Origin of the sequence: Desulfotignum balticum DSM 7044 (assembly GCF_000421285.1) — a bacterium.
In the GTDB taxonomy this organism is placed as follows: domain Bacteria; phylum Desulfobacterota; class Desulfobacteria; order Desulfobacterales; family Desulfobacteraceae; genus Desulfotignum; species Desulfotignum balticum.
On record NZ_ATWO01000001.1, the window covers coordinates 3,885,305 to 3,908,951 of the forward strand.

Here is a 23,647-nt window from a genome sequence, read left to right on the forward strand (position 1 = left end):
AGCGTTCCAAAGCAGGTACAAAATAGGGTAGCCGGATAATTTTCCAAAAATTTAAATCGTAATAGTTTTTTCAGGGGTGTGCCATGAATATTGATAGCCTTGCAAAATATATTGAAGCTGCCGGAGTTTCTGAATTTCGAACGTTATCATTAGTTTTTCTCGATTTGTTTGGTTATCGTAGCGCCCATTTATGTGATGGCCCATATGATGGAGGAAAAGATTTTAAAATTTACATCGACAAGGCGAAGGATTTGAACATACCGATTCAAATATCTGTAGAAAAAGATTGGAGAAAAAAAATCTCTTCTGACGTATCAAAAATCAAGCAAAATTTTGATTCGAAAATGTGTATTTTTATTTCAAACAGAAGAATTCCAGAAAATAGTTTCAGGTCGATTGCAACGGAATTACTGTTATCAGAAGGTGTTTCTGTTCAAAAATTTGACAATCAAGCAATCGCTTCTGAATTTATAAAACACAATAAAGTAAAAGAATTATTTTCGATCTTAAATTTGGATTTAAAAGAGGCTATAGGTAGAGATGTCTCCATTTTCTCCCCTAAACAAGAGGCAATAGCATCTATTTTAATTTTTGGTTCAGAAGCCAAAGAATTTCGTACGGAAATTTTTGATAGCCTTATTAAATCTTATCTCTGTGATTTAGGAGAAGGCGTTAAACGCGAGGTTCTAATTGATGTAATTAAAAATCAAAGTCAACTGTCGAAGAATCAGCATACCTTAATCAATTCCCGAATCGACAGTTTATTACAAAAAGGAGATTTACTGTCTGTTAACAATCTATTAAACCTTTCCGAAGAAGAACAAAAAAAATATAATGGTTTAAGAGATTCGGGTAAAAGAGATTTTGAGGAGTTAAAAAATCAAATTCGCACACTCATTGACTCGAATGATATATATTTGGATGATGACGGCTTCGATTTATTAATTGAAAAGATAGTTGAAATCGCAAAATCTTTAGGTCATTTTCAGATTTCAGGATCAACGTCCAATGGAAATAATGAACTCGAAAGTTATTTGCAGATAAAACAACTATTAATCGAAAACAATGAGATTGAAAATGTAGAAATTTTATTTGAATTAATAGCTGATACAGTCGCCGAAAGTCCTTTTGGAGCGAGGATTCTTGCAGCAGAACTTTTTTTCTCTTTAGTCAATGCAAAATCCATGGATCTCTTAAATGCACTTGGAGGGAAACAAGGCGCATATATTTATTTAGATTCGTCTGTGGTCATCCCAATGATCTGCGGCCTTCTGTATGAAGCAAAAGAATATCGATATGGTTACTCGGGTAAACTATTATACGATCATATCAGAGAACACAATTTTACAGCCCTCATTCCGGATTTATATGTACAGGAAATAGCAGCCCATTTGATTGATGCCTGCAGGAATTATAAATACCTAATTGGGATTGATAAAGATCTATCGTTCTCTGATAATGCCTTCGTTAGCCATTATACCAACTATTCAATAAAAAAAGGAACTAATGCCATTCCTTTTGAGGATTATGTCAGTGTCTTCGGTCTTGATTTAAAAAAGATAACTTCAGAGATGGATAACACAACCTTTTTCCGATGGAGAGATAGGTGCTCCGCTGAATTTGCTAACATTTTAGCAAAATACAATATCTCCACATTTGCGTGTAATGAAAAACATTATAGATCAATTTTTTTTGATTTAGAGAAGATCTCTCAAGGTGCTTATGGAAAGAAACCTGAAATTTTAATTGAACATGATGCAAAAATGATCAAGTACCTTTGCGGAACATCCATGCCCTCAGGCATAGCAAAAATTCTGTGCACCTGGGATAAAAACCATGCAAGTTATAAATTAATAAATAATTGCTCCTATGAAGTCGTAACTCCGGTTTCGCTTATTGATTTATTCTCTTTAGCCAAACCATCTGCATCAAAAAAACAAATGATATCAATTGTCGATTTTGCAAAACATCAAAGCGAAAAGGTTTTAGTTAAAGGGGCATTAATACTTGATGAAATTGCAAAAATTGAAAAAGACAATCTTGAAGATGCCGAGTTACTTTTGAAAGCAAAGAAATTTAAAGCTAATTATATGGAAAAAATAACTGACTTTGAAGAAATTGATGTAGACGAGATAGCAAAATCTTGGGATGCATGGAAAAAATCATAATAGGGGATTTGTCATACCGATCAATTTCATGCCATTTTAATGAGTTGAATAAATAGAATTGCACAACAAATCTTTTTCAGCGGACCGCAAAAAGCCGCGGCCGCTGAAAAGCACGTTCTCTACAAATGAAATAAGGAGATGGTCAACTCATAAAATTTTTTTCATTAGAAAAGACGAAAACAGACCAAAAGGATTGCGATTATGGCAATTTCTCAAATTGTTACAGAAAACCAGCTTGACAGTTGGGTTCGAGGTAATGCTTCTATAGCACAAGGTAAAATAGTGGAGTTATTATGGCGGCTTGTCTGTGCTTCTTGCCCTTCTCCCACTTATCGAAGATTTCCATTAGGAGACAGTATTGGACAACATGGGGCTGATGGGGAGTTAGAAACGGCTATCGATTTTAACCCTTTTGTTCCAGAGGGAAATAGCATTTGGGAGGTCGGTACTAATGTTGATGCTCGCGCTAAAGCAAATCGGGATTATAATGATTCCACCAGAGATACCCCTGAAGAAGTTCGCCAAAAAACAACTTTTATTTTCGTAACCCCGCTTTCTGGTCGTCGTGATTGGAAAGATACCTGGAAACCAGAAGGGGTAGAAACTTGGCGTTCAGACAAAAGAGCTCTTAATGAATGGAAAGATATACGGGTTTTAGATGGAACTCTATTGACGGATTGGGTTAGTCAATTCCCTGCCGTCGGCCATTGGTTAGGAGAGACAATTGGCCAACTACCAGAAGACTTTGATACAGTAGAGTACTATTGGCAGATTATTAGTGCTTTTGGTGAACCACCACCGCTTATCCCAGATTTATTTACAAAGGGGCGGCAGGAAGCTTGTGAAAAAGTCAAACGCTTAATTGTGGAACAAAACGATACCCAACTTAGACTTGATACTCGTTTTCCGCAACATCCAAAAGATTTTGTTAGTGCCTATATTGCTTCGCTATCTGAAAAAGAACGTTTAGATCATCAAAATCGTGTGTTGATTTTCAACTCTGAGGAGGCCTTTAAAAAGGCATGTTCACTTAATGAGTCGCACGTGTTTATAGCGGATTTCAACTTGGATAGTGAATCTGGACCACAGCTAATTCAAAGGGCTTTACGAAGACGACACGCAGTCATTTATTCGACTGCACCTGGTGGGTCACCACATGGAAACGCCTGTGAACTTCTAAATCCTACCACATATGAAATGAAAGAGGCTTTGGTTCAAGCTGGTTATACTGATGAAAGGGCTAGATCTCTCACAAATCGTTCAGGTCGTAATTTGAACGCTTTGCTCCGATTAATTCAAAACCTGTCTGCCCATCCAGAATGGGCTACTCAATCTGAAGCAAGTGACATTGCTATCGCCCAGCTAATCGGTCAATGGAATGATGAATCTGAGGGAGACCAAGAGGCTATTGAAAATCTTTCGGGAAAAATATACGGGGAGTGGATAATTAAAATTCGAAAAGCTGCCAGCGTCAAGTCTACTCCCCTGCAATTTTTTAATGGTCGCTGGAAATTTACGTCGCGCTATGAACCGTGGCTCTACCTCAGCAAACTGATTGGCCCTGAAGTTATCAAGCGATTTGAGAAACTATCAATTACAGTTCTTTCAGAAATTGACCCAAGATTAGACTTACCTAAAGACCAGCGCCATGCAAGTAGCATTTTTGGAAAAGGGCAACGATACTCAAATCATATTCGGAAAGGATTCGCAGAAACATTGGCTCTGTTGGGGTCACATGGAGAATCCCTAACAGCTTGCCCAAATGGAATGCCAAAGCAAGTAGTCTATCAGGTTGTGAATTCTCTTTTAGCCGAGGCTGATTCGAGACAGTGGGCTAGCCTTAATGATGTATTACCACTTTTTGCGGAAGCATCACCAGATGCATTTCTAAGCGCTGTTGGAGGAGCGAGTGAAAAACCAGAGGAACCATTTTCTGGTGTCTTTGCAGAAGAAGGAGATGCCTTTTTTGGTAGTAGTTATATAACAGGTTTACTTTGGGCCTTGGAGCTATTGGCCTGGAGCGGTGATTATTTAATCCGTGTATGTAGTATCCTCGCAAATTTAGCATCGGTTGATCCTGGAGGTAGATGGGCAAACAGACCTGCAAATTCACTCGCCACTATATTACTGCCTTGGATTCCAAGAACCGTTGCAGATTCTGAAAAACGACATAGTGCGGTCCAGTTAATTGTTCGTGAACACCCAGAAGTCGCTTGGAAACTCCTGTTGGGTTTACTACCGCAACGGCACTCTACTTCAAGCGGTACATACCGACCTAAATGGCATAATTTTATTCCAGAAGATTGGAAAGATGGGGCTACTTGGGAGCAACGATGGCGAGATGAAGCTTTCTATGCGGATATAGCTCTGAAACTTGCCGGAGATAGCCCAACACGGCTTATAGAATTACTGCCGTTTTATTTTCATCTGCATCCGAAATATAGTAATTTTGCAGAATCGCTTCTTAATCGCCTTGAATCTGATGCTATCCTTAGCTTATCCGACAATCAACGACTTGAGCTATGGACAGCTCTAAGTACAAAAATTACCAATCACAAGAAGTATAAAGACAGTGAAGCTTGGATGGTGCCAGAAGAATCACTAAATGATTTAATTGTTACTGCTAATAAACTCAAACCAGAGGAACCCGAAGTTCGACATAAGAGACTTTTCTCAGGACGGGATTCAGACCTTTATAATGAAAAGGGAAATTGGGAAGAGCAGAGGAATAGATTACTTCAGCGTCGAATTGATGCAATACAGGAAATGTTGAACCGTGGTGGTTTTGAAAGTTTGAAAAAGTTTTGGCGTTCCGTAAAATCACCACATGAAGTCGGAAATGCTTACGGGTTTGTTGCTGACCAACCAGACGATTTAAGTGTTCTTCCTGAAATGTTGGAATCGGGTATCGAAGCTGATTTAAAGTTTTCTATCAGTTATATCTGGCGTCGTTTCCACATTAATCAATGGGATTGGGTTGATAGTATGGACCGGTCATCCTGGTCTGTGTCTGCAAAGGCTGAATTCTTTTCTGCACTTCCATTTGAGAATGAGGTGTGGAAGCGCATAGTCGCGGAACTGGGCGAAAAAGAACCAGAGTATTGGAAACGTGCACGTGCACATCCAGATCGCAATCATCTCGATAGAATAGAGTATGCGATCGACCAATTGATTAGAACTGGACGTTCCGATGCCGCCATTCAATGTTTTTGGATAGGAAGGCTTTGGGGGGATAAGTTTAATGAATTATGCCTCCGTGCTCTTGAGACATTTAATGATAATCACCATGTTGACTCACACTCCATACAAGAAGTTATTGATCACCTCCAAAAGGATAAAACCGTTAACGAAGAGCGCCTTGCTAATATGGAAGTAAAATTTCTTGGCCTTTTAGATAAATATAGTGGTTCTCAACCTCGCACCCTATATCGCCATTTAGCTGAACGTTCTAAATTTTTCTGTGAAGTTATAAGAATGATTTTCCGTTCAAAAAAAGAAGTCAAAGAAGAATCTGATATAAAACCTGAAACAGATGAAACTGCTCAACGAATTGCCGAACGAGCCTATCGTTTGTTGATGGATTGGGATCATCCACCGGGTTTATTGATTGATGGCACATTTGACGGGAAACAGTTACATAAATGGACAAATTCAGTTAAAGAAGAATGCTTGGAAACTGGCCACTGGGAGATTGCCTCCCAGAAAATAGGTGAAGTTTTATTCCATGTCCCTCAAGATGAGGATGGCCTGTGGGCGGAACCTGCTTGTGAGTTGCTTGATTCGAAAGAGAATCAAAATTTCCGGCTTGGTCTTGAAGTTAAGATTTTCAACAGCAGAGGTACTTACGGTTTTTCTGGCGGCGAAGAGGAAATTAAGCTTGCAGAAAAGTGGGAGGAAATAGCCGACCAAGCAGATAAAAAGGGCTTTTCAAGGCTTGCTACTACTCTTCGCGGACTTGGAAAAAGTTACAGAGAAGATGCAAAACGCTCAGTTTTAGAGCATCGACATAGATTCGATTAGCGAATTCAACAATCCAAATGAAGACGGATAAACCGCTTATTTGGGTTAGCACTCAGGAGATATTATGAGCACCGTCAAACATACGGCGGATTTTCAGATCAGGCAGCCGATACAGAGATTGTTTCCTTTGTTCAGTGCAGAAGGGGAAAAGTTATGGGTTCCGGGCTGGGAGTATGAGAATGTCATGGGATCAACGGATCTTCATGAGGACTATATATTTTTGACAAAAAATCATGACCATGCTTCCACTGACGCAATTTGGCTGACAAAACGATATCGGCCGGAATCTCATTTTGTGCAGTTTTACAAGGTCGAACCCAAGGATAAAGTGGGGATTATTACTGTCCAGTGTAAAAAAATAGGTGATACTCAAACGCAGGTGGTAGTCAGCTACGAATATATCGGTTTAAGCAGGAAAAGCAATGAATTTATTGAAAAATTCACATCTTCTGAATTCAAAGAATTTATCAGCCAGTGGAAAAGTTTGCTGGTGAATTACTTTGAGCGCCATGCCGACAAAACAATACAGCAAACAAACCGCTGAATATGACGTTGCTATAAATGAATCTTCTCATAGTTTCCGACATATTCGGCAGAACAAAAGCCCTGGATGATCTTGCCGATTATTTTGATGAAAAAAAAATCCAGACTGAAATACTGGATCCATATCACCGGCGGTATATGAATTTTGAAAATGAAAATCAGGCTTACCGCGCATTTCATGCGGAAACCGGCCTTGGAAATTATATTGATCTGCTGAAACAGAAGCTTTTAGGCAAAAAGCCGGAAAAAACAGTGATTCTGGGCTTCAGTGTTGGCGCGTCCGCCATATGGGCGGTTTCACATCATATTGAAGCAGAACCGTTCAAAGGTATCTGTTTTTACAGTTCCCAGATTCGGAACTCTCTGGAAATAAAACCAAAGATAAAGATTGAGTTATATTTTGCAAAGGCAGAGCCTGCATATGATGTTGATGCGATAATTTCAAAATTAGAGATCAATAATAACGTGACATGTTTTAAGACAAAATTCATGCATGGTTTTATGAATGAGCGATCTAAAAATTTCAATGAGGATGGCTTTTTAAAATACAGGGAAATCATAAAAACCAGCATCGCCCGCCATTTGACCGGGTCCGTTGATGTCGGATAGTAGAAACCGTCGATTGAACGGCAAAAAAATCCATACACTGCGGAAGCAGTTTGAATAAATTTCCAATGAGAAAACATGTGCGGCCCGGACCGATGCTCATGATCCGGACCGGGCATTATAAAATTTATATCTTGTAGATAATCCGCTTGTCAGTGATAATGATATCCACGGTGTGTTTTCTGGAATCCATCTGGATCTGCTCCACGATCTGCTCTTCAAAGGCTAGGGACACCTTCCGGCAGGTTTCCGGCAGCCGGGTGATCAGGCGGGTGTAATAGTTGTTGCCCAATCCGATGCGGCCCCCTTTGTCATCAAAAGCCAGTCCCGGAATAAATGCAATGTCAATGTCATCCAGAAGGACTTTCTTGCATTTTTCCGTGTCCGGCTCCAGAATGTCGTTTTTGTTCAAGCCCAGATCCTTGTCATAATCGGATATTTTACAAAGATTGAACACATTTTTCGTGTCTGTAAAAACCGGGAGAACAATCGCTTTTTCAATCTGAAGGGCTTTCCGGATGATCGGCTCCATGGGAATCTGATCATTGCCCGATGTATACATGAAAGAAATCTGGGCTTCTCTGAAATTGGCGAATTCAAACACTTTGGCCTGAATCTGCTCATATTTGGCTTCCAGCTCGGGTTTGGTGAATTCATCCAATTTTTCAGCCACCTGCACCAGTATGTTGCTGCTTGTGTTTTTCACCTCTTCCATAATCTTTTTTTCCTTATGATTCCAAAAAAATATTCCAAATAATTATACACAAGTCATCGCTTGTCAACCTGCAATAATCCATTGACTGTTCACAAGTCCCATGTTATTTGATTCTTTGGGAAAGAAAGCCTTGACATGACACTAGGACAATCCATATCTCAACGGATTGAGAAGGACAAAAATGCTGGATTTAAAATATATTATCAACCATCTGGACACGGTGCAGAAAGGGATGGAAAAACGGAATGCCCCCATTGACTTTTCACCCCTTTTTCAAAACGAAGAAAAAAGAAAAAAACTGCTGCTGGAAATCGAACAGTTGCGCCATCAGCGCAATGTGGTGTCCGATGACATTGCAAAAATGAAACGGTCCGGCCAGGATGCCCAGCCCCGCATCGAAGAGATGCGGACCGTGTCCGAAACCATTAAAAATCTGGACCAGGACCTGGTGGAAGTGGAAACCGCCATCCATTCCTTTTTGATCACCCTGCCCAACCTGCCCCATGACGATGTGCCCAAAGGCCGAGACGATACGGAAAACCGGCTGGAAAGAACCTATGGCACGCCCCGGCAATTCGATTTTCCGATTCAGGATCATGCCGACATTGGAGAAAACTTAGGGATTCTGGATCTGGGCCGGGCCGCCAAACTGGCGGGTTCGCGATTCCCGCTGTACATGGGGTCCGGCGCACGCCTGGAACGGGCGTTGATCAATTTCATGCTGGACATTCATACCCGGGAACATGGGTATAAGGAAACCCTTCCCCCGTTTATCGTGAACCGCGCCACCATGACCGGCACGGGCCAGCTGCCCAAATTCGAGGAAGACCTGTTCAAGCTGGAAGGGCTGGACTATTTTCTGATTCCCACCTCAGAAGTGCCCGTGACCAATATCTATGCCAATGAAATTCTGGCGGAGGCGGATCTGCCCTGTAAATTCACGGCCTACACCCCCTGCTTCCGGTCTGAAGCCGGGTCTTACGGCCGGGACACCAAAGGGCTGATCCGGCAGCACCAGTTCAACAAAGTGGAAATGGTGAAGATCACCACCCCGGAATCTTCCTTTGATGAGCTGGAATCCCTGCTGGCCAATGCCGAAACCATTCTTCAGCGCCTGGAACTTCCCTATCAGGTTCTGACGCTGTGCACCGGAGATTTGGGCTTTTCCGCCACCAAAACCTATGATATCGAGGTGTGGATGCCGGGACAGGACAAATACAGAGAGATCTCTTCTTGCAGCAACTGCCTGGATTTTCAAGCGCGCCGGGCCAACATCCGCTTTAAGCGGGAAAATGCCAAAAAACCCGAATTCTGCCATACCCTGAACGGGTCCGGCCTGGCCGTGGGCAGAACCTTTGCCGCCATCCTTGAAAACTATCAGCAGCCCGACGGAACGGTCACCATTCCCGAAGCGCTCATCCCATACATGGGAGGTCAAAAAACGATCAAAAATGAAAACTGATCTGTTTCCAGAACATATCCGGCCCCATCTCATTCCCAAGCCCAAAGGGGAGCTGTATTATCAGTGCCTGGGGTGCGGGGCGCAGCATTCCGTGGAAAAACTGCTGTATGTGTGCCCGAAATGCAATGCCGTGCTCATGATCCATAACCGCCATCAGGAGGAGCTGCACAAACTGTCCGGCACCTTGTGGCAGCAGATTTTTGACTATCGAAAGATGTTGAAGATCCCTGCGTTGAAAGGGATCTACCGGTATCACGAATTCATCGGCCCCATACTGCCGCTGGATTCCATTATCTATCTGGGAGAAGGCCATACCCCGCAGATAGAAGCCTCTGAATTTCTCCAGGAAAAGGTCGGAATCCGATTTTTTTATAAAAACGACGGCCAGAACCCCAGTGCCTCTTTCAAGGACCGGGGCATGGCATCTGCGTTGTCCAGCATCAAGTATCTCATCGACCAGGGACTGGTTTCCGATGTGATTGCCGTATGCGCCTCCACCGGAGACACCTCGGCGGCCGCCGCGCTGTATGCCTCCTACCTGGGTCCTTTGATCAAGTCGGCTGTGCTGTTGCCCCACAAAAAAGTCACGGCCCAGCAGCTGTCACAGCCTTTAGGCAGCGGTGCCCGGGTATTTGAAATTCCCGGCGTATTTGATGACTGCATGAAGGTGGTGGAACAACTGTCCACCCGGTACCCCGTGGCATTGCTCAATTCCAAAAATGCCTGGCGGATTCTGGGCCAGGAATCCTATTCCTATGAAATCGCCCAGGATTTTGACTGGAACATGACCCATAAGGCTGTGGTGGTGCCCATCGGAAATGCCGGCAATATTTCCGCGGTCATGAACGGGTTTCTCAAATTTTTCAAAGCCGGGATCATCGACCGGCTGCCCAAGGTCATCGGCGTCCAGTCGGAACATGCAGATCCCGTGTATCAGTATTACCTGGAGCCGGACAAAGCCCGGCGGGTGTTCACCCCGGTGGATACCCGGCCCAGTGTGGCCCAGGCCGCCATGATCGGCAATCCCGTATCCATGCCCCGGGTGGTGGCCATTGCCGAAGAATACAACCAGGCTTCAGGACAAAACAATGTGTTCTTTGTCCAGGTGACGGAACAGGCCATCATGGACTGGCAGCTCACTGCCAATCAGAACGGGCATATCGCCTGCACCCAGGGCGGAGAATGCCTGGCCGGGCTTGTCAAAGCCAAGGCCATGGGCCTGATTGCCCTGAATGAAACCGTTGTGCTGGATGCCACGGCCCACGCCATCAAATTTTCCGAGTTCCAGGACCTGTATTTTAAAAACCGGATTCCCGGACCCTATCACATCGTGCCGGACCCGGAACGGGTGAACCTGCCGGAACTGGTCTCTCCGGAAAATCCCGATCTGGTCCAGTCCCAGGAAAAACGCCTTGAAAAATCGGAATTTGCGCAGTTTGTTCAGGAAATATCTGAAAAAATCGCGCAAAAAATGGACCTGACCCCTGTTGATCCATGAGAATCCCTGCCCCCCCATTCCTGGCATGCGTGATCTGCATATTCCTTGCGCTGACAGGAATGGGCCAGAGCCAGGGTGTTCAACACATAAAAACGTCCTATAAACATTATTCCATCTTCAGTTACCAAGGCCGGGATGTCCTGTGTGAACCCTATATTGTCCAAAAAAATGACTGGCTGTATAAAATTTTCAAGAAAAAAGGAGAAATCTCTGAACAGGATTTCCCTTTATTTATTTCCATTTTCAAACAGCTCAACCCCCATATTCATAACATTGATACCATCACCACCGGCACCCGGATCCTTATTCCCTTAAAAATCACAGACAAAAACGATTACACAGTGGACAGGGAGGGCAATATTAAAATCCCGGTGGTGGAGTTTCATGACACGGTTGAATCTGCAGAATCTCCTGTTTCTTTTTCTGAATATACCATTGCGCCCGGAGACACCATATCTGCATTGCTGGATCCTGTTTTTTTGAACAAGGGCGGCAGCATTACCCAGAAAGGGCAAACACTTTTTTATCAATTAAATCCGCATATCAAAAATATTCACCGGATTCACCCGGGAGACCGGGTAAAAATTCCGGTACCATCCACGCAAAAGATCCCATCGGACCCGCCACCAACCGATACCCCTCCACCGACAACCACGGCAATCTCTTCCATTCAGTTGCAGCGGTTGCAGGACTATGCAAACGCCATCAACGGCAGATTGATTCATCAGGGAAAATTATATTTTCCCGGAAGAAACGGACAAAAACAAGTTGAGCTGGATCTGTCTGCCACACCGGTGATTGAAACCAAAGAACCCCCAAAAACCGTTCTGATCCTTTCACATCAGTCACCACTGAATCCGCTTCAAAACAAGGCGGTACGTCAAACGATTTCATCCTACTGGAAACACATGAAAATCCAACCCATTGAAACGATTTTTCACAATCGGGTTCAGTTGAAGCCAGAGCCGTCCTTTCCGGAACACCATTTGTCCAGAGAACAGATATTTCAGATTTTAACACATGCGGGATACGACTATATCCCCGAAGAAACCATCCGGTTCCATGTGAATCAGATTCCGGTTTCCGTCCGGCTGGATCGGGTAAAAATACCCAACCGGCCGGATCTGCTGCTCAATTTCGGCACGGTTTACGGCCAGGGGATTGATGCCATTGAACAAATGGCGTTTAAAGTCGTTTCTTTTTCTTCGAAACAGGATCGGCAAAAACAGATACAACATCTGTTATCCGCACTGGGCTATCAGGTGTGGCACAATCCTTCTTTTACGTATCAGGGAACCGTGGAAACACTGGCAGGTGTTTATGGCGAACAATCATCGAACCGGGTGTTCATCTCATCATCTCCGATAACACCGGTGATCCGGTCTTTTCTGGAAACCCGCCAGATTCAACATGTATTTCTTCAACCATGACGTCATTCTACCATCGAGGATACCCTATGAAACAATCACTATTCTGCATTTTTCTGCTTGGTGTTTCCATCTGTGCCTGCGCCGGTGCACCTAAAGACGATGCCAAACTGGCGGAAGCCATCCAGATACAGGGAGAAGCGTTTCTGATGCAGGGAGATTATACGGCCGCCCTGACCCAGCTGCTGGAAGCCCGCAAAATGCATCCCAAAGACCCATATATATTGAACAGCCTGGGGCTGGCCTACATGGGGAAAAACAGGGATGACCTGGCCATTCCCGTTTTCAAGACAGCCCTGGCGCTGAAACCGGATTACACGGAAGCCCTGAACAATCTAGGTGCGGCCCATCTGCGACAAAAGGAATGGGACTTAGCCATCAAAGCATTTAAAGATGTGCTTGAAGATCTGCTGTATCCCACCCCTCAGTTTCCTCTGTCCAATCTGGGAAGGGCCTATCTGGAAAAACAGGATTACATGCAAGCTGAAACCTATTTTTCCCAGGCCCTGGATCTGTCTCCCGGATTTGTGACGGCGGCCCATGGACTGTCTGTGGTGTTTCTTGAAACCGGGCGGGAAAATGATGCCGTCCGGTTTTTAACGGCCCGGCTTATGGAGCATCCGGAATCCGCGCTTCTGCATGCGGACCTGGCCCGAGCCTATGAGGCAAAAGGATGGACAAATGAAGCCAGGCAGTCCTGGCAGAATGTACTGCATTATGCCAAAAAACATTCCGAATTAAAAAAAACCGCCGCCAAGCGTCTGTCTGCTTTGAATTAATCTGAACTGCGGGCGGGGTTCCGTTTTTGTTCCAGTTGAACAATGGACGGGGTCAGGAAAATCAGCAGTTCATTTCGATTATCTTCCTTCCGGTTGGTACCAAAAAGCATATTACCAATGATCGGTATTCCGGACAAAAAAGGAAGGCCGTCGTCACTATTGTTTTTGACCGTTTTGACAATACCTCCGATCACCACCGTGTCATTATCATTTACCAGCAGTTCCGTCTTGGCTTCGTTCGTATTCAGGTAAGGTTCACCCGTAGTGGCGATTCCGGCAATATCATTTTTTGTCAAAAAGACCTGCATGGAAATGCGTTCATCCGGGGTCACATGGGGGGTAACGATCAATTCCAGATTAATTTCTTTGAATTCCGTCTCCGTCGTTGCAGAATCACCCGTTCCTGTTATTGACTGATAGGGATACTCTAACCCCTGCTTAATCTTGGCTTCCTTGTTATCAAGTGTCAATATGCGTGGCGAAGATACGATTTTTACATCGCCTCTTGCCTCGGATGCTGCCAGCTTTGCGTTCAATGCCAGTCGAGAGGCACCAAACAGCCGGAAAAATGAAAAATCTCCGTTCATCCCACCATCGCCGATGGGGGTATTCACGGACACATTCATATCATTGACAAACCCGGAAGAGATCGCGGGATCATTGGTCAGGTTCCAGCCGATACCGATATTCCTGGAAAATTCTTTGGTGACTTCCACAATTTTGGCTTCAATCATGATCTGGGGAGTCACGGTATCCAGACGGTAAATCATTTCCTGAATCTGATCCACTTTCTCCCGGGTATCGGTCACGATGACCATGTTGCTGCGCTGATCCACGGAAATACTGCCTCGATCCGGCGTCAGCAGGGAGGTGATATGCGGTTCAATCTCTGTTTTGGCATTGGAATAGCTGATGGGAATATATTCTGTAATCAGAGGTTCCAGGCTTTTTTTCTGTTCCAGGGCTTTTTTCTGAGCATCAATGGCCTCCTGCTCATCTTTTTCTTCCTGCCTCAATGTCTGAATGGTGGCAATGCGTACCACATCCCCTTCCATCTTTTTGCCCAGTCCGTTCATTTTCAACACCAGGTCCAGCACCTGGTCCCAGGGAACCGGTTTTTCCAGGGTCATGGTGACCTTCCCCTGGACATCCTTGTCCACGGCAAAATTCAATCCACTGACACTCCGAAGTATCCGGAACACATTTTTAATGTCCGTGTCAAAAAAATCCAGCTTGATCTTTTCTCCGGAATATCCGGGCGGATCTGTGTTAATCGCTGCCAGACCGACCGGAGCAGGTTGCTTCAGGGTAGCCGGATTAAAAGCATCTCCGGCTGAGGACACCGGATAAACAGGATCAAATCGCAGAAAAATCCGATTTTCATCCTGGACCACCTGGTAGGGTACTTTTTCCCGGATCCGGATTTCAATTCTTGCATCTGTATCATCAACCGATCTCGGATACGGGGTGACACTGTCAACCGCTGTGCCGGTGTATCGTGTCAGCAAAGGACGCTGCAAACGCTCAGGTATCCGGGCATTGTAAAGAATCAGGTCCAGTTGATCATCTGTTTTCCAGGCCGTGTCATAGGGCACCGACTCGGTCGTGGTCACCTGTATGTCTGCGTAACCGGTTTCATCAGGGTTGAATTCAATGCCGGTCACCCGGGCGGCGGATGGTTCGGCTGACAGGGCAGACACCTGCGGCAATCGCGTATCCTGGGCGGATGTGTTTATTTCCGGTTTCGATACAGATGCCGCATTGATTCGGGAATCAGGAAGATTCAGCACCACCTGCAACCCGTTTGCTTCTTCCAGCACCTCATAGGCCAGGTCCTGATTCAGTAGCACGTCGAGTCTGACGGTCGTTTTTTCCGGGTCCGCGTATTCAGACCGGATGGCTGCCACGGGGCCCGCAGACGTGCGGGGCTGTACAAAATCCGATGAAAATACCGTATCCGGCAGATAAACGGCAACGCCTAAGGGAAAATCCTGTTTGATGGAGGTATAGGTCGGCTTTTGCTCGGTTTTAATATGGATGGCAATCTGATCATCAGACGTTGACATGGTCACTTTATGAAGATAATTGACCCGGCTGCGGGTGTCATTTTGAATCAAGGTCCCGGTGGGTTCCGGTGTCCCGGATTTCAACGATGTGCATCCGGCCCCGAGCACCAGAACCAGTATCAGCATCAGCATCCGGTTCAGTACCCGCTCAATCATGGTGTCACGCTGAAAAAAAGCCATATTATTCCCCATTGTCTGGTTTATGTAGTTTCAATTCCTGAAAACGCTCGGTCACAATCCCTTTGAAATCCGCCACCAATTCTTTCACAACAATGCGGTCCGATTGAATATCCACCACCTGTCCCCCATTTTTTCCCATATAGGTCCCGATTCTGACTTCATAGCCTTTTCCGGTGGCTTCTTCCACCATGGCGATTTTTTTGTTTTCTCCGATCACCACTGCCACCAGCCTGATCTGACTTAGGAATAGAAATTCAATAACCTGATCAAAAGTATCATAATATCAGTAGGTTATAAAAATCTAGACATTTCATTTTCAATATGTAATAGTTATGGTGCCATAATAACCAGTTAAAAAACAAGGCACCAATGATTATGCATAAAAAAAAGAAGCAACCAGGACCTAAGCTCTTTTCACCATATAGCAGTGACATGGAAATTTTAATCCAAGAAACCCATTCTCAACTTTCAGAACTGGAAAAACGGACATATGCCGCTGTAGAAGCGCTAAAATTACCTCGCGGCGGGATATCCTATATTTCCAGACTCCTTGGATGTAGTAGAAATACCATCCGTCGAGGGATTGAGGAATTAAAGAACCCAGAGATAAAACCTCAAAATAGAATTCGTGAAAAAGGAGGAGGAAGGAAGCCTGCCATAGAAACAATTGAAAATATAGATGAAGTCTTCCTCAAAGTCATTGACGACCATATCGCTGGTGACCCAATGGATGCAAAGATTCGTTGGACCAATTTAAGTCATAAAAAAATTGCATCCAAAATGAAAATAGAAGGAATCAACATCAGTGTAACCGTGGTTAAAAAATTGTTAAAAAAACATGGATTCACAAAGCGTAAGGCCATTAAAAATTTGTCTATTGGGTCCTCTAAAAATCGAAACGAACAATTTGAAAAGATTACGCAGTTAAAAGAACAATACCTCTTGGATGGCAATCCGGTGATAAGTATGGACACAAAAAAAAAGAACTTTTAGGGAATCTATACCGGGATGGTCAAGTTTATAGTACGGGTACAATTGAAGTCTACGATCATGATTTTCCATATCTTGCTGAAGGGATAGTGATTCCCCACGGTCTTTATGATTTAAAATCAAACAACGCCTATGTAAACATAGGCGTTAGTAAGGATACAAGTGAATTTGCCTGTGACTCGATAAAGGCATGGTGGAAAAATTATGGAAAGCTTCAATATCCAAATTGTACTTCAATCCTCATCCTTGCTGATGGTGGTGGTAGCAATTCAGCCCGTCATTATATTTTCAAAGAAGATTTACAGAATCTGGTAGATGAAATCGGAGTAGAAATTCGCATGGCACATTTTCCCCCCTATACATCAAAATGGAATCCTATAGAACATAGACTATTCCCTCACATTACCAGGTCTTTAAAAGGGGTCATCCTAAAAAGTCACGACTATGTCAAAGAACTGATTGAAAATACAAAAACACGAACAGGTTTGGAAGTTAAAGCCCACATTATAAAAAAAATATATCAGACCGGAAGAAAGTATGCTGATAATTTTAAAGAGACCATGAGAATCATTTTCGATGATTATCTGGGGAAATGGAATTATAGGGCGATACCAGGAAAAAACTAATTATGTTCAATTTATTTTATATCAATTCCTTAGCGACATCTTTTCCAGAGGCGTGAGAATACGTTTGGGTTTGTCCGGCTCAAGGACTTCGGACGGCCCGGGCGCTTTTTCTTGAATCAACGGCATAAACGGATCCAGTTGGCTTTTGGGTTCATATCCTTGGTTGTTGCCGGCCTGAATATCACTATCGGGTTCTGCAGATTCATCCAAAACCGGATCCCGGTCAAAAGTGCTCTGATCCGGCATTGCTTCTTCATTCCAAATCTCTTCTTTTTGCTCGCTGTCTTTGATTTCACCTGTATTTTCGGCTTCGGCAGACTGGGGCATGGGAAGGAATACCACTGCCGGCTTTTTTTCAAGTTCCCGGGCAGACGGATTTTCGCATACCCCTCCCAGCAGGAACAATCCCACGATCAAACAGCCCATCCATTTATTTAGCCGGTGTTTCATTTTCCCCTGATATCAGCCTTTTTTCTTTTTTTTTGTCTTGTTTCCCTGCCTCATCCGCTTCCACAAACATATAAGTCACCGCATTACAGGTCATATCGATTACGCCGGATGCCGATTTGTTCCGCCTCAAGTCAATATTTTTGATATTCACAATCCGATTCAGCCGTGACACTTGAAAAAAGAAATCTGCTATCTGAAGATAACTGCCTTCCATTTTCATGGATAAGGGTATTTCCTTGTAAAAATCCCTGGTAACAGGCGCGCCCGGCTGAAACAACTGAATATTTAGACCTGCGCTGCTGCCGGCATTGGAAACACTTTTCAGCAAAGACGGCACTTCCTTTTTATCCGGCAGGGCCCGGGTCGCGATATAAAAGGCCTCTTCCACCCGGGCCATCTTTTCTTCCCATTCTTTTAAAGATCTGGCCTGTTGTCTGACAATCGTCAATTGACTGGTCCGGGCATCAAGTGTTTGCGAGGCCTGTTTCAACTGCGTCTGTATGGGCATAAAGAAAAAATAATAATACGCCCCGCCGATCAGTGCCAGCGTACCCAGACAGATGAACAACCGGTTCCGGCGGCTCAGTTTTCCCACCCGGTCAAAAAAAACAGTTGTTTTTTGTCCGATCAAAGACCTTGGCGTTTCTTTATTTTTCTTTTGTGCCATTATTTTCCCTCTTTATTTTGGGTATCCGGCGCCAAAGGCTGCTTTCGGCATTTCAATTCAAATGCCTTTAAATTCATATTTCCGTCAAATCGTTTACTGACAGTCTGTTTCAGATCAATTTCCTGAAACAGATCTGAAGATTCCAGCTGTTTCATAAAATCGGCAATGGTGGGATTATCAAACGCAATACCTGTCAGAGTGACAGAACTTTCATCCGCATGGATACTTTCGAGCCACAATTTTTCCGGTATCATGCGTGACTGAAGATCTTCTATCAACAGCAGCTGTTCATCGCGTTTAAACTGAAGGGATTCAATGATTTTTAATTTGTCTTCCAGGATTTTGAACCGTTTTTTAATATCTTTGACCTGGTCCGCCTTTTTTTGATACACTGAAATTTCAGCATCCAGCCGTTGGATTTCACTTTGTTTTTGTGTCATCCGCCTGTCGATCCCCAGGGTATACCAGGTCATGCCCACAATCACCAGAATCACAGACAACAGAAATATCGACACCTGCTGACGGATATTTTCCCGTTTTCTGGCCACCCTGAACGGCAGCAGATTGATGCGTATCATTTGTCATCCACCCGGCGCAGGGCAAGCCCTAAAGCAATCGGTGCCAGAGGCCCCACCTGGGATATGTATGCCGCAGAAAACTTTTTTTCATCCAGTTCCAGCCCGGCAAACGGTTCGATAATAGACACCCTTGCATCCAGTTGGGTTTCCAGGCGCTCCAGAAACGGTTGAATGTAGGAACCACCGCCGCTGATAACGATGTTGGTGATCCGGTCCTCTTGGGCATTGCTTAAAAACGCATGAACCACATCTGAAATCTCCGAACACCAGACATCTGCCGCTTCCTGGAAAATGGCGGCCACAATTTCGGGATCCGGGGCCTCTGATACCGGGGCCTGCAAAATTTGTTCTGCGGACAGAAAATCGGTTTCAAACCGTTCGGCAATCTCCCGAATGATCTGAAAGGTCCCGGATCCATTATCCTGCATGATCATGGAAATATTGTTTTTAAGAATATTCAAAGATGTTTTTGAAGCCCCCACATCCAGCAGCAATGTCAGATCTTCCGGATCCAGGCCGGGCAGGGTTTCATAAATGTTTTGCAACGCAAAGGTATCCACGTCAATGATACTGGCAGTGAGACCTGCCATGTCCGTTAAGGCCATGTATTCCGCCACCAGATCTTTTTTCACCGCCACCAGCATCACATTGATCTGTTCGGATGAAAATTCACTTTCTCCCATGATCTGGTAATCGGTATTCACATCTTCAATATCATACGGGATATACTGTTCCGCCTCAGCCACAATGGTCTGTTGAAGATCTTTTTCCGGCACTTTGGTTGTATTGATGGTTTTAATGATCACGGACTGCCCTCCGGTGGAAATAGCCACTTTTTTCTCCCGGATCTTCAAGGATTTGAACAAGGTCCGGATGGTATCGGCCACTTCCGGCATATCCATGATCCGACCGTCCTCAATTGCGCCGGGAACTACAGGTATCATACCGAATTTTTTCAGGATGTTACCTTTTTTGGTCATCTGTATTTCAGCGGCCTTGATGGTGGCAGATCCGATATCCAGCCCCACAAGATGATCTTTTCTGTTAAATCCCATTACCCTGTTGTCCTTGCACCCACCATATCAGATTCCTTTATGGTTCAGGGCTTTCCTTGTTTTGTATTGATAACCCATGATATTTTCACTATAATCTGCTATGATATGTATTGAAAGTCAAGTATTATCATATATTTCATAAACTTGGAATAACCATAACCCCATAATTTTGTCAAATCGGAAAAAAACAATGATTAACAGACTGCAGGACGTCTTGTGAAAAATTTGTTTTCATCGCCACCCTTTCTTCAAAAGGAAAGACCGTTTGTTCTGGTCAAAGCGTTTACCATCGCCAGCCTGATCGTCATGCTGGCGGCAACGATCTTCATTGCCGCTCTCAATGCTCACTGGGTCAGAAACCTGCTTCTGGAAAAAAGCAAAGAGTACAATTCTTTGCTTGTGGAAAATCTGAATCACCAGATTTTTTTGAGGTTTGCCGCACCCGTGGCATTTAAATACGGCGAGATTAAACTCCGGGAACCGGAGCAGAGCCGGCTTCTGGATGCGGTAATCACTTCCACCCTGCACAGTTTCCATGTGGAAATGGTCAATATTTACGGAACCGACAACATCATCGGTTACAGTTTTGACAAAGAACAGGTCGGCAGAGAAGATGCCGGAGGGGTGATGTATGAACAGGCCATGCAGAAAGAAACCACATCCAAATTGATTCAAAAAGGCAGTTTTCTGGAACTGTTGTTCTGGTTTCCCGAAGAAACCAAAATTGTGACCTTTGCCCCCCTGGTTCAGGAAATGCAGCTTTCCCGGCACGAGGAAAAAGAGGTGATCGGGGTCATTGAAATCGTTCGGGATATCTCCCATGACTATCAACAGGTTTTCAGATTGCAGGGCATGATTGTGGCGTCGTGTGCCGGAGTCATGGGCCTTTTATTCATTGTGTTGCGGTTTGTGGTCAAACAAGGGGAAAGAATCATTGAAGAACGGGCTGAAGAAAGGTTGCGGCTGGAAGAAAAACTTCGCAAGGCAGCGCATCTGTCCGCCATCGGAGAAATGACCGCCGGTGTTTCCCATGAAATCAGAAACCCTTTGGGGATTATCAAAAGCTCGGCCCAGCTCATGAAAAAGAAAATGGACAAGCTGGAAGTGCACTCCACGATTCCGGATATCATCATTGAAGAATCCCAGCGTCTCAATAATATTATCACCGATTTTCTGGATTTTGCCAGACCCAGGCAGGCGGATTTGCGCCCCTGTGATATCAATGACATTATAAATAAAAACCTGTCCTTTCTGGAGACTCAGATCCAGGATCAGGAAATCATCATTCACAAGGCATTCCACGACCATCTGCCCGGCATATCCGCTGATCCGGACATGCTGTACCAGGCGTTTTTAAACATTCTGCTCAATTGTTTTCAGTCCGTGGGAAAAAACGGTGCCATCACCATTGTGACCGATTATGATGCCCGGCGTGTATTTATTTCATTTGCAGACAACGGCCCGGGTATCGATGAAGACACGCTTGAAAAAATCTGGACCCCGTTTTTCACCACCAAAGATACAGGCACCGGTCTGGGCCTGGGTATTGTTAAAAATATCATCGAGGCCCACAACGGCACCATCCGCATATCCAACGGCAAACCCACCGGTGCCGTGGTTGACATTGCGCTGCCGATTTAGGAGAATCCCCCTATGGAAACCATACTGATTGTTGATGATGAAAAACATTATCGTCTCATTTTAAGTGAAGTGCTTGAAGAAGAAGGGTATCATTCTTTCACCGCCGCCAGCGGCATGGAGGCCCTGGATCTTTTGAAATCCCAGATCATTGATGTGGTTTTGACCGATGTCAAAATGCCGGGCATGACCGGTATCGATCTGCTGGAAAAAATCAAGGAGATCAATCCGGAGCTGCCGGTCATCATCATGACCGCTTTCGGCAGCGTTGAAAAGGCCGTGGAAGCCATGCAAAAAGGGGCGTATACATTCATTCTCAAACCGTTTGAAAATGAAGCCCTGATCGCCCACATCGCCAAATCCATTTCCATGTACCGGATTGTCCAGGAAAACGCCCTTCTCAGGGATGCGGTTCAGACCCGGTATCAGTTCGACAATATCATCGGCAAAAGCAAACCCATGCAGAAATTGTACGAAATCATCCGAAAAGTGGCGCCCACCAATGCCACGGTGCTGATTGAAGGGGAAAGCGGCACGGGCAAGGAAATGGTGGCCCGATCCATCCATTACAACAGTCTTCGCAAGGATCACCCCATGGTGGCGGTCAATTGTGCCGCCTTTGCGGAATCTTTGCTGGAAAGCGAGCTGTTCGGTCATGAAAAAGGGGCGTTCACCGGCGCTGCAGCATTGAAAAAAGGGCGGTTTGAGCTCGCGGACAAAGGCACTTTGTTTCTGGATGAAATCGGGGAACTGTCCATGCCCCTTCAGGTGAAACTGCTGCGGGTCCTCCAGGAAAGAACCATTGAACGGGTCGGGGGAACCACCCCGATTCCAGTGGATTTCCGGCTTATTGCCGCCACCAATAAAACCCTTGAAGACGAGGTGGCCAACAATCATTTCAGGGAAGATCTGTATTATCGATTGAATGTGGTCAAAGCGGTCATCCCCCCTTTGCGCGAACGCCCGGAGGACATCCCGCTGCTCATGAACCATTTTATTGAAAAATTCACCCGGGAATCCAGCACCGTCAACCGGGTGAAAGGCTTCAACAAAGAGGCGGCCCGGATTCTGTGCGATCATTTATGGAACGGCAATGTCAGGGAACTTGAAAATGTGATTGAACGATCCGTGATTCTTGCCTCCAAAGAAGTGATCACTCCGGCAGATCTGCCGCCCCGGATGCGTGAAACACCGGAGAATACCCTGGATCTGGAGGGTATCCCCGAAGGCGTGGGCCTTGTGGAAACCCTTGCCGCTGTTGAAAAACGCATGATTATACGGGCCATGACCCTGTCGGGAAATGTTCAGACCAAAGCGGCCCGGATTCTGGGCATTGGAAAAAGCGGGCTGAACCAGAAATTAAAAAAATACAACCTGGACAAGGAACTCAATATCGACGGAAACTGAAAACCGGCACTGACATTGCCAGTACCGGTTTTCAGTTATTTTTTGTTTCAGCCGCTCTATTGCACCGCAACAGTTTCCGTCATGCTTTGGGCCAAATCCGCATAAATGGAATTTTCATGTTCCCGGGCAATCAAATCATACATTTTCCGGCTGTTTGAATCCTCCTGGCGGGCTTCATAAATTTTTGCCAGTATAAAGCGGGCCTCATCTTTAAGCAGATCTGATTCACCGGTTTCAATCTGCATAAAATAACGTACCGCTTCCTCCGGATTATTTTTCGCCAGCTGAACATGGCCCAGGGATGACAGCAGAAAATTACCTATCCCCGCCTGGCCGCCATACACATCATATGCTTTTTCAAACCATTTTTCAGCTTCATCATACTGTCCGGCTTCCATGCAGATACCGGCAAACCGGACAAGGGCCATCCGGCCGGCATCCGTGTTGCCATAATCAGTAAGCACGGTCTGAAAATCATCCTTGACCGCCTGATATGCTGCGTCGGGATCTTCTGCCAGGTTTCTGTACACGGTCATTGCTCTGGCCACCCGGTCGGAAGCACTGTTTTCAGACCGTTTAAAACTGGTGAGAACCCCGGCAAAAACAATGGCCACCACCACCACGGCACCTGCAATATACAACAATTGTTTTTTGTAGTAGCTTGCAAAATCCAGTGCTTTCAATATATTTCTCTGCAATGGATCCAGCTGCCTCAACTCTTTTTTCCGCTCATTGGATACGCGCTGTGCTGCCATAAATTTTCACCTGTATT

At 44.9% G+C, this 23,647-nt stretch carries 18 protein-coding genes and 1 pseudogene; 11 read left to right on the forward strand and 8 right to left on the reverse strand.

Features of this window, described 5'->3' with window-relative positions; genetic code table 11:
* Nucleotides 1-83 precede the first annotated feature (83 nt).
* From K365_RS0119490 to K365_RS0119505, 4 genes are all read left to right on the forward strand, one after another.
* Nucleotides 84-2,168: a hypothetical protein gene (locus K365_RS0119490; RefSeq protein WP_024335923.1), complete on the forward strand. Its 2,085-nt coding sequence runs from the start codon at nucleotides 84-86 to the stop codon at nucleotides 2,166-2,168.
* A gap of 201 nt (nucleotides 2,169-2,369) precedes the next feature.
* Nucleotides 2,370-6,188 carry a hypothetical protein gene (locus K365_RS0119495; protein ID WP_024335924.1) on the forward strand — a complete coding sequence of 1,273 codons (3,819 nt, stop codon included), beginning with the start codon at nucleotides 2,370-2,372 and terminating at the stop codon, nucleotides 6,186-6,188.
* Between the two features lie 64 nt (nucleotides 6,189-6,252).
* Nucleotides 6,253-6,732 (forward strand): hypothetical protein, encoded by a 480-nt coding sequence (locus K365_RS0119500; protein ID WP_024335925.1) that lies wholly within the window; start codon nucleotides 6,253-6,255, stop codon nucleotides 6,730-6,732.
* 137 nt (nucleotides 6,733-6,869) lie between these two features.
* The gene (locus tag K365_RS0119505; RefSeq protein WP_156887747.1) at nucleotides 6,870-7,340 is read left to right on the forward strand and encodes a hypothetical protein; all 471 of its coding nucleotides are present in this window, start codon (nucleotides 6,870-6,872) and stop codon (nucleotides 7,338-7,340) included.
* Nucleotides 7,341-7,464: 124 nt separating this feature from the next.
* On the opposite strand, the gene K365_RS0119510 is transcribed toward K365_RS0119505, so the two are convergent.
* The gene (locus tag K365_RS0119510) at nucleotides 7,465-8,052 is read right to left on the reverse strand and encodes a 5-formyltetrahydrofolate cyclo-ligase (RefSeq protein WP_006967412.1); all 588 of its coding nucleotides are present in this window, start codon (nucleotides 8,050-8,052) and stop codon (nucleotides 7,465-7,467) included.
* A 181-nt stretch (nucleotides 8,053-8,233) separates the two neighbouring features.
* On the opposite strand from K365_RS0119510, the gene serS reads away from it, so the two are divergent.
* Genes serS through K365_RS0119530 form a run of 4 tightly spaced genes read left to right on the forward strand, consistent with a single transcriptional unit; the run spans nucleotide 8,234 to nucleotide 13,218 of the window.
* A complete protein-coding gene (gene serS, locus K365_RS0119515) occupies nucleotides 8,234-9,514 on the forward strand; it encodes a serine--tRNA ligase (protein ID WP_024335927.1) in 1,281 nt (426 codons plus the stop codon).
* Nucleotides 9,504-11,012, forward strand: a complete 1,509-nt coding sequence (thrC, locus tag K365_RS0119520) for a threonine synthase (RefSeq protein WP_024335928.1) — start codon at nucleotides 9,504-9,506, stop codon at nucleotides 11,010-11,012. The genes serS and thrC overlap by 11 nt, the downstream gene beginning before the upstream one ends.
* Nucleotides 11,013-11,041: 29 nt before the next feature.
* Nucleotides 11,042-12,442, forward strand: coding sequence for a LysM peptidoglycan-binding domain-containing protein (locus K365_RS0119525; RefSeq protein ID WP_169432967.1), 1,401 nt, complete (start codon nucleotides 11,042-11,044; stop codon nucleotides 12,440-12,442).
* Nucleotides 12,443-12,468: 26 nt separating this feature from the next.
* Nucleotides 12,469-13,218 carry a tetratricopeptide repeat protein gene (locus tag K365_RS0119530; RefSeq protein ID WP_024335930.1) on the forward strand — a complete coding sequence of 250 codons (750 nt, stop codon included), beginning with the start codon at nucleotides 12,469-12,471 and terminating at the stop codon, nucleotides 13,216-13,218.
* On the opposite strand, the gene K365_RS0119535 is transcribed toward K365_RS0119530, so the two are convergent.
* Nucleotides 13,215-15,464, reverse strand: a complete 2,250-nt coding sequence (locus K365_RS0119535; RefSeq protein ID WP_156887748.1) for a type IV pilus secretin PilQ — start codon at nucleotides 15,462-15,464, stop codon at nucleotides 13,215-13,217. The genes K365_RS0119530 and K365_RS0119535 overlap by 4 nt on opposite strands.
* 1 nt (nucleotide 15,465) lies before the next feature.
* A complete protein-coding gene (locus tag K365_RS0119540; protein ID WP_084489915.1) occupies nucleotides 15,466-15,723 on the reverse strand; it encodes a pilus assembly protein PilP in 258 nt (85 codons plus the stop codon).
* Nucleotides 15,724-16,190: 467 nt separating this feature from the next.
* Here K365_RS0119540 and K365_RS28525 point away from each other — a divergent pair.
* Nucleotides 16,191-17,080: pseudogene (locus K365_RS28525) on the forward strand (ISAzo13 family transposase).
* Nucleotides 17,081-17,101: 21 nt separating this feature from the next.
* On the opposite strand, the gene K365_RS0119550 reads toward K365_RS28525, so the two are convergent.
* From K365_RS0119550 to pilM, 4 genes are read right to left on the reverse strand one after another with little or no spacing between them, the layout of a single operon-like run.
* Nucleotides 17,102-17,530, reverse strand: coding sequence for a hypothetical protein (locus tag K365_RS0119550; protein WP_156887749.1), 429 nt, complete (start codon nucleotides 17,528-17,530; stop codon nucleotides 17,102-17,104).
* Nucleotides 17,511-18,197 carry a type IV pilus inner membrane component PilO gene (locus tag K365_RS0119555; protein WP_024335934.1) on the reverse strand — a complete coding sequence of 229 codons (687 nt, stop codon included), beginning with the start codon at nucleotides 18,195-18,197 and terminating at the stop codon, nucleotides 17,511-17,513. The genes K365_RS0119550 and K365_RS0119555 overlap by 20 nt, the downstream gene beginning before the upstream one ends.
* Entirely contained in the window at nucleotides 18,197-18,775 is a 579-nt protein-coding gene (locus K365_RS0119560; RefSeq protein WP_024335935.1) for a PilN domain-containing protein, read from the reverse strand. The genes K365_RS0119555 and K365_RS0119560 overlap by 1 nt, the downstream gene beginning before the upstream one ends.
* Entirely contained in the window at nucleotides 18,772-19,830 is a 1,059-nt protein-coding gene (pilM, locus tag K365_RS0119565) for a type IV pilus assembly protein PilM (protein WP_024335936.1), read from the reverse strand. Before pilM ends, K365_RS0119560 begins: the two co-directional genes overlap by 4 nt.
* Before the next feature lie 216 nt (nucleotides 19,831-20,046).
* Here pilM and K365_RS0119570 point away from each other — a divergent pair, with 216 nt between their 5' ends.
* Together K365_RS0119570 and K365_RS0119575 are read left to right on the forward strand one after the other, a co-directional pair.
* Entirely contained in the window at nucleotides 20,047-21,471 is a 1,425-nt protein-coding gene (locus tag K365_RS0119570; protein WP_024335937.1) for a two-component system sensor histidine kinase NtrB, read from the forward strand.
* Nucleotides 21,472-21,483: 12 nt separating this feature from the next.
* Nucleotides 21,484-22,875, forward strand: coding sequence for a sigma-54-dependent transcriptional regulator (locus K365_RS0119575; RefSeq protein WP_006967392.1), 1,392 nt, complete (start codon nucleotides 21,484-21,486; stop codon nucleotides 22,873-22,875).
* Nucleotides 22,876-22,931: 56 nt separating this feature from the next.
* Here the strand turns inward: K365_RS0119575 and K365_RS0119580 are convergent, their stop codons facing one another.
* Nucleotides 22,932-23,630: a tetratricopeptide repeat protein gene (locus tag K365_RS0119580; RefSeq protein WP_024335938.1), complete on the reverse strand. Its 699-nt coding sequence runs from the start codon at nucleotides 23,628-23,630 to the stop codon at nucleotides 22,932-22,934.
* Nucleotides 23,631-23,647 lie beyond the last annotated feature (17 nt).

Excerpts from the sequence above, each read along its gene's own strand:
- K365_RS0119490 (WP_024335923.1), top strand. The coding sequence starts at position 84 with ATGAATATTGATAGCCTTGCAAAATATATTGAAGCTGCCGGAGTTTCT.
- K365_RS0119495 (WP_024335924.1), top strand. The coding sequence starts at position 2,370 with ATGGCAATTTCTCAAATTGTTACAGAAAACCAGCTTGACAGTTGGGTT.
- K365_RS0119500 (WP_024335925.1), top strand. The coding sequence starts at position 6,253 with ATGAGCACCGTCAAACATACGGCGGATTTTCAGATCAGGCAGCCGATA.
- K365_RS0119505 (WP_156887747.1), top strand. The coding sequence starts at position 6,870 with ATGAATTTTGAAAATGAAAATCAGGCTTACCGCGCATTTCATGCGGAA.
- K365_RS0119510 (WP_006967412.1), bottom strand. The coding sequence starts at position 8,052 with ATGGAAGAGGTGAAAAACACAAGCAGCAACATACTGGTGCAGGTGGCT.
- serS (WP_024335927.1), top strand. The coding sequence starts at position 8,234 with ATGCTGGATTTAAAATATATTATCAACCATCTGGACACGGTGCAGAAA.
- thrC (WP_024335928.1), top strand. The coding sequence starts at position 9,504 with ATGAAAACTGATCTGTTTCCAGAACATATCCGGCCCCATCTCATTCCC.
- K365_RS0119530 (WP_024335930.1), top strand. The coding sequence starts at position 12,469 with ATGAAACAATCACTATTCTGCATTTTTCTGCTTGGTGTTTCCATCTGT.
- K365_RS0119535 (WP_156887748.1), bottom strand. The coding sequence starts at position 15,464 with ATGGCTTTTTTTCAGCGTGACACCATGATTGAGCGGGTACTGAACCGG.
- K365_RS0119550 (WP_156887749.1), bottom strand. The coding sequence starts at position 17,530 with ATGAAACACCGGCTAAATAAATGGATGGGCTGTTTGATCGTGGGATTG.
- K365_RS0119555 (WP_024335934.1), bottom strand. The coding sequence starts at position 18,197 with ATGGCACAAAAGAAAAATAAAGAAACGCCAAGGTCTTTGATCGGACAA.
- K365_RS0119560 (WP_024335935.1), bottom strand. The coding sequence starts at position 18,775 with ATGATACGCATCAATCTGCTGCCGTTCAGGGTGGCCAGAAAACGGGAA.
- pilM (WP_024335936.1), bottom strand. The coding sequence starts at position 19,830 with ATGGGATTTAACAGAAAAGATCATCTTGTGGGGCTGGATATCGGATCT.
- K365_RS0119575 (WP_006967392.1), top strand. The coding sequence starts at position 21,484 with ATGGAAACCATACTGATTGTTGATGATGAAAAACATTATCGTCTCATT.
- K365_RS0119580 (WP_024335938.1), bottom strand. The coding sequence starts at position 23,630 with ATGGCAGCACAGCGCGTATCCAATGAGCGGAAAAAAGAGTTGAGGCAG.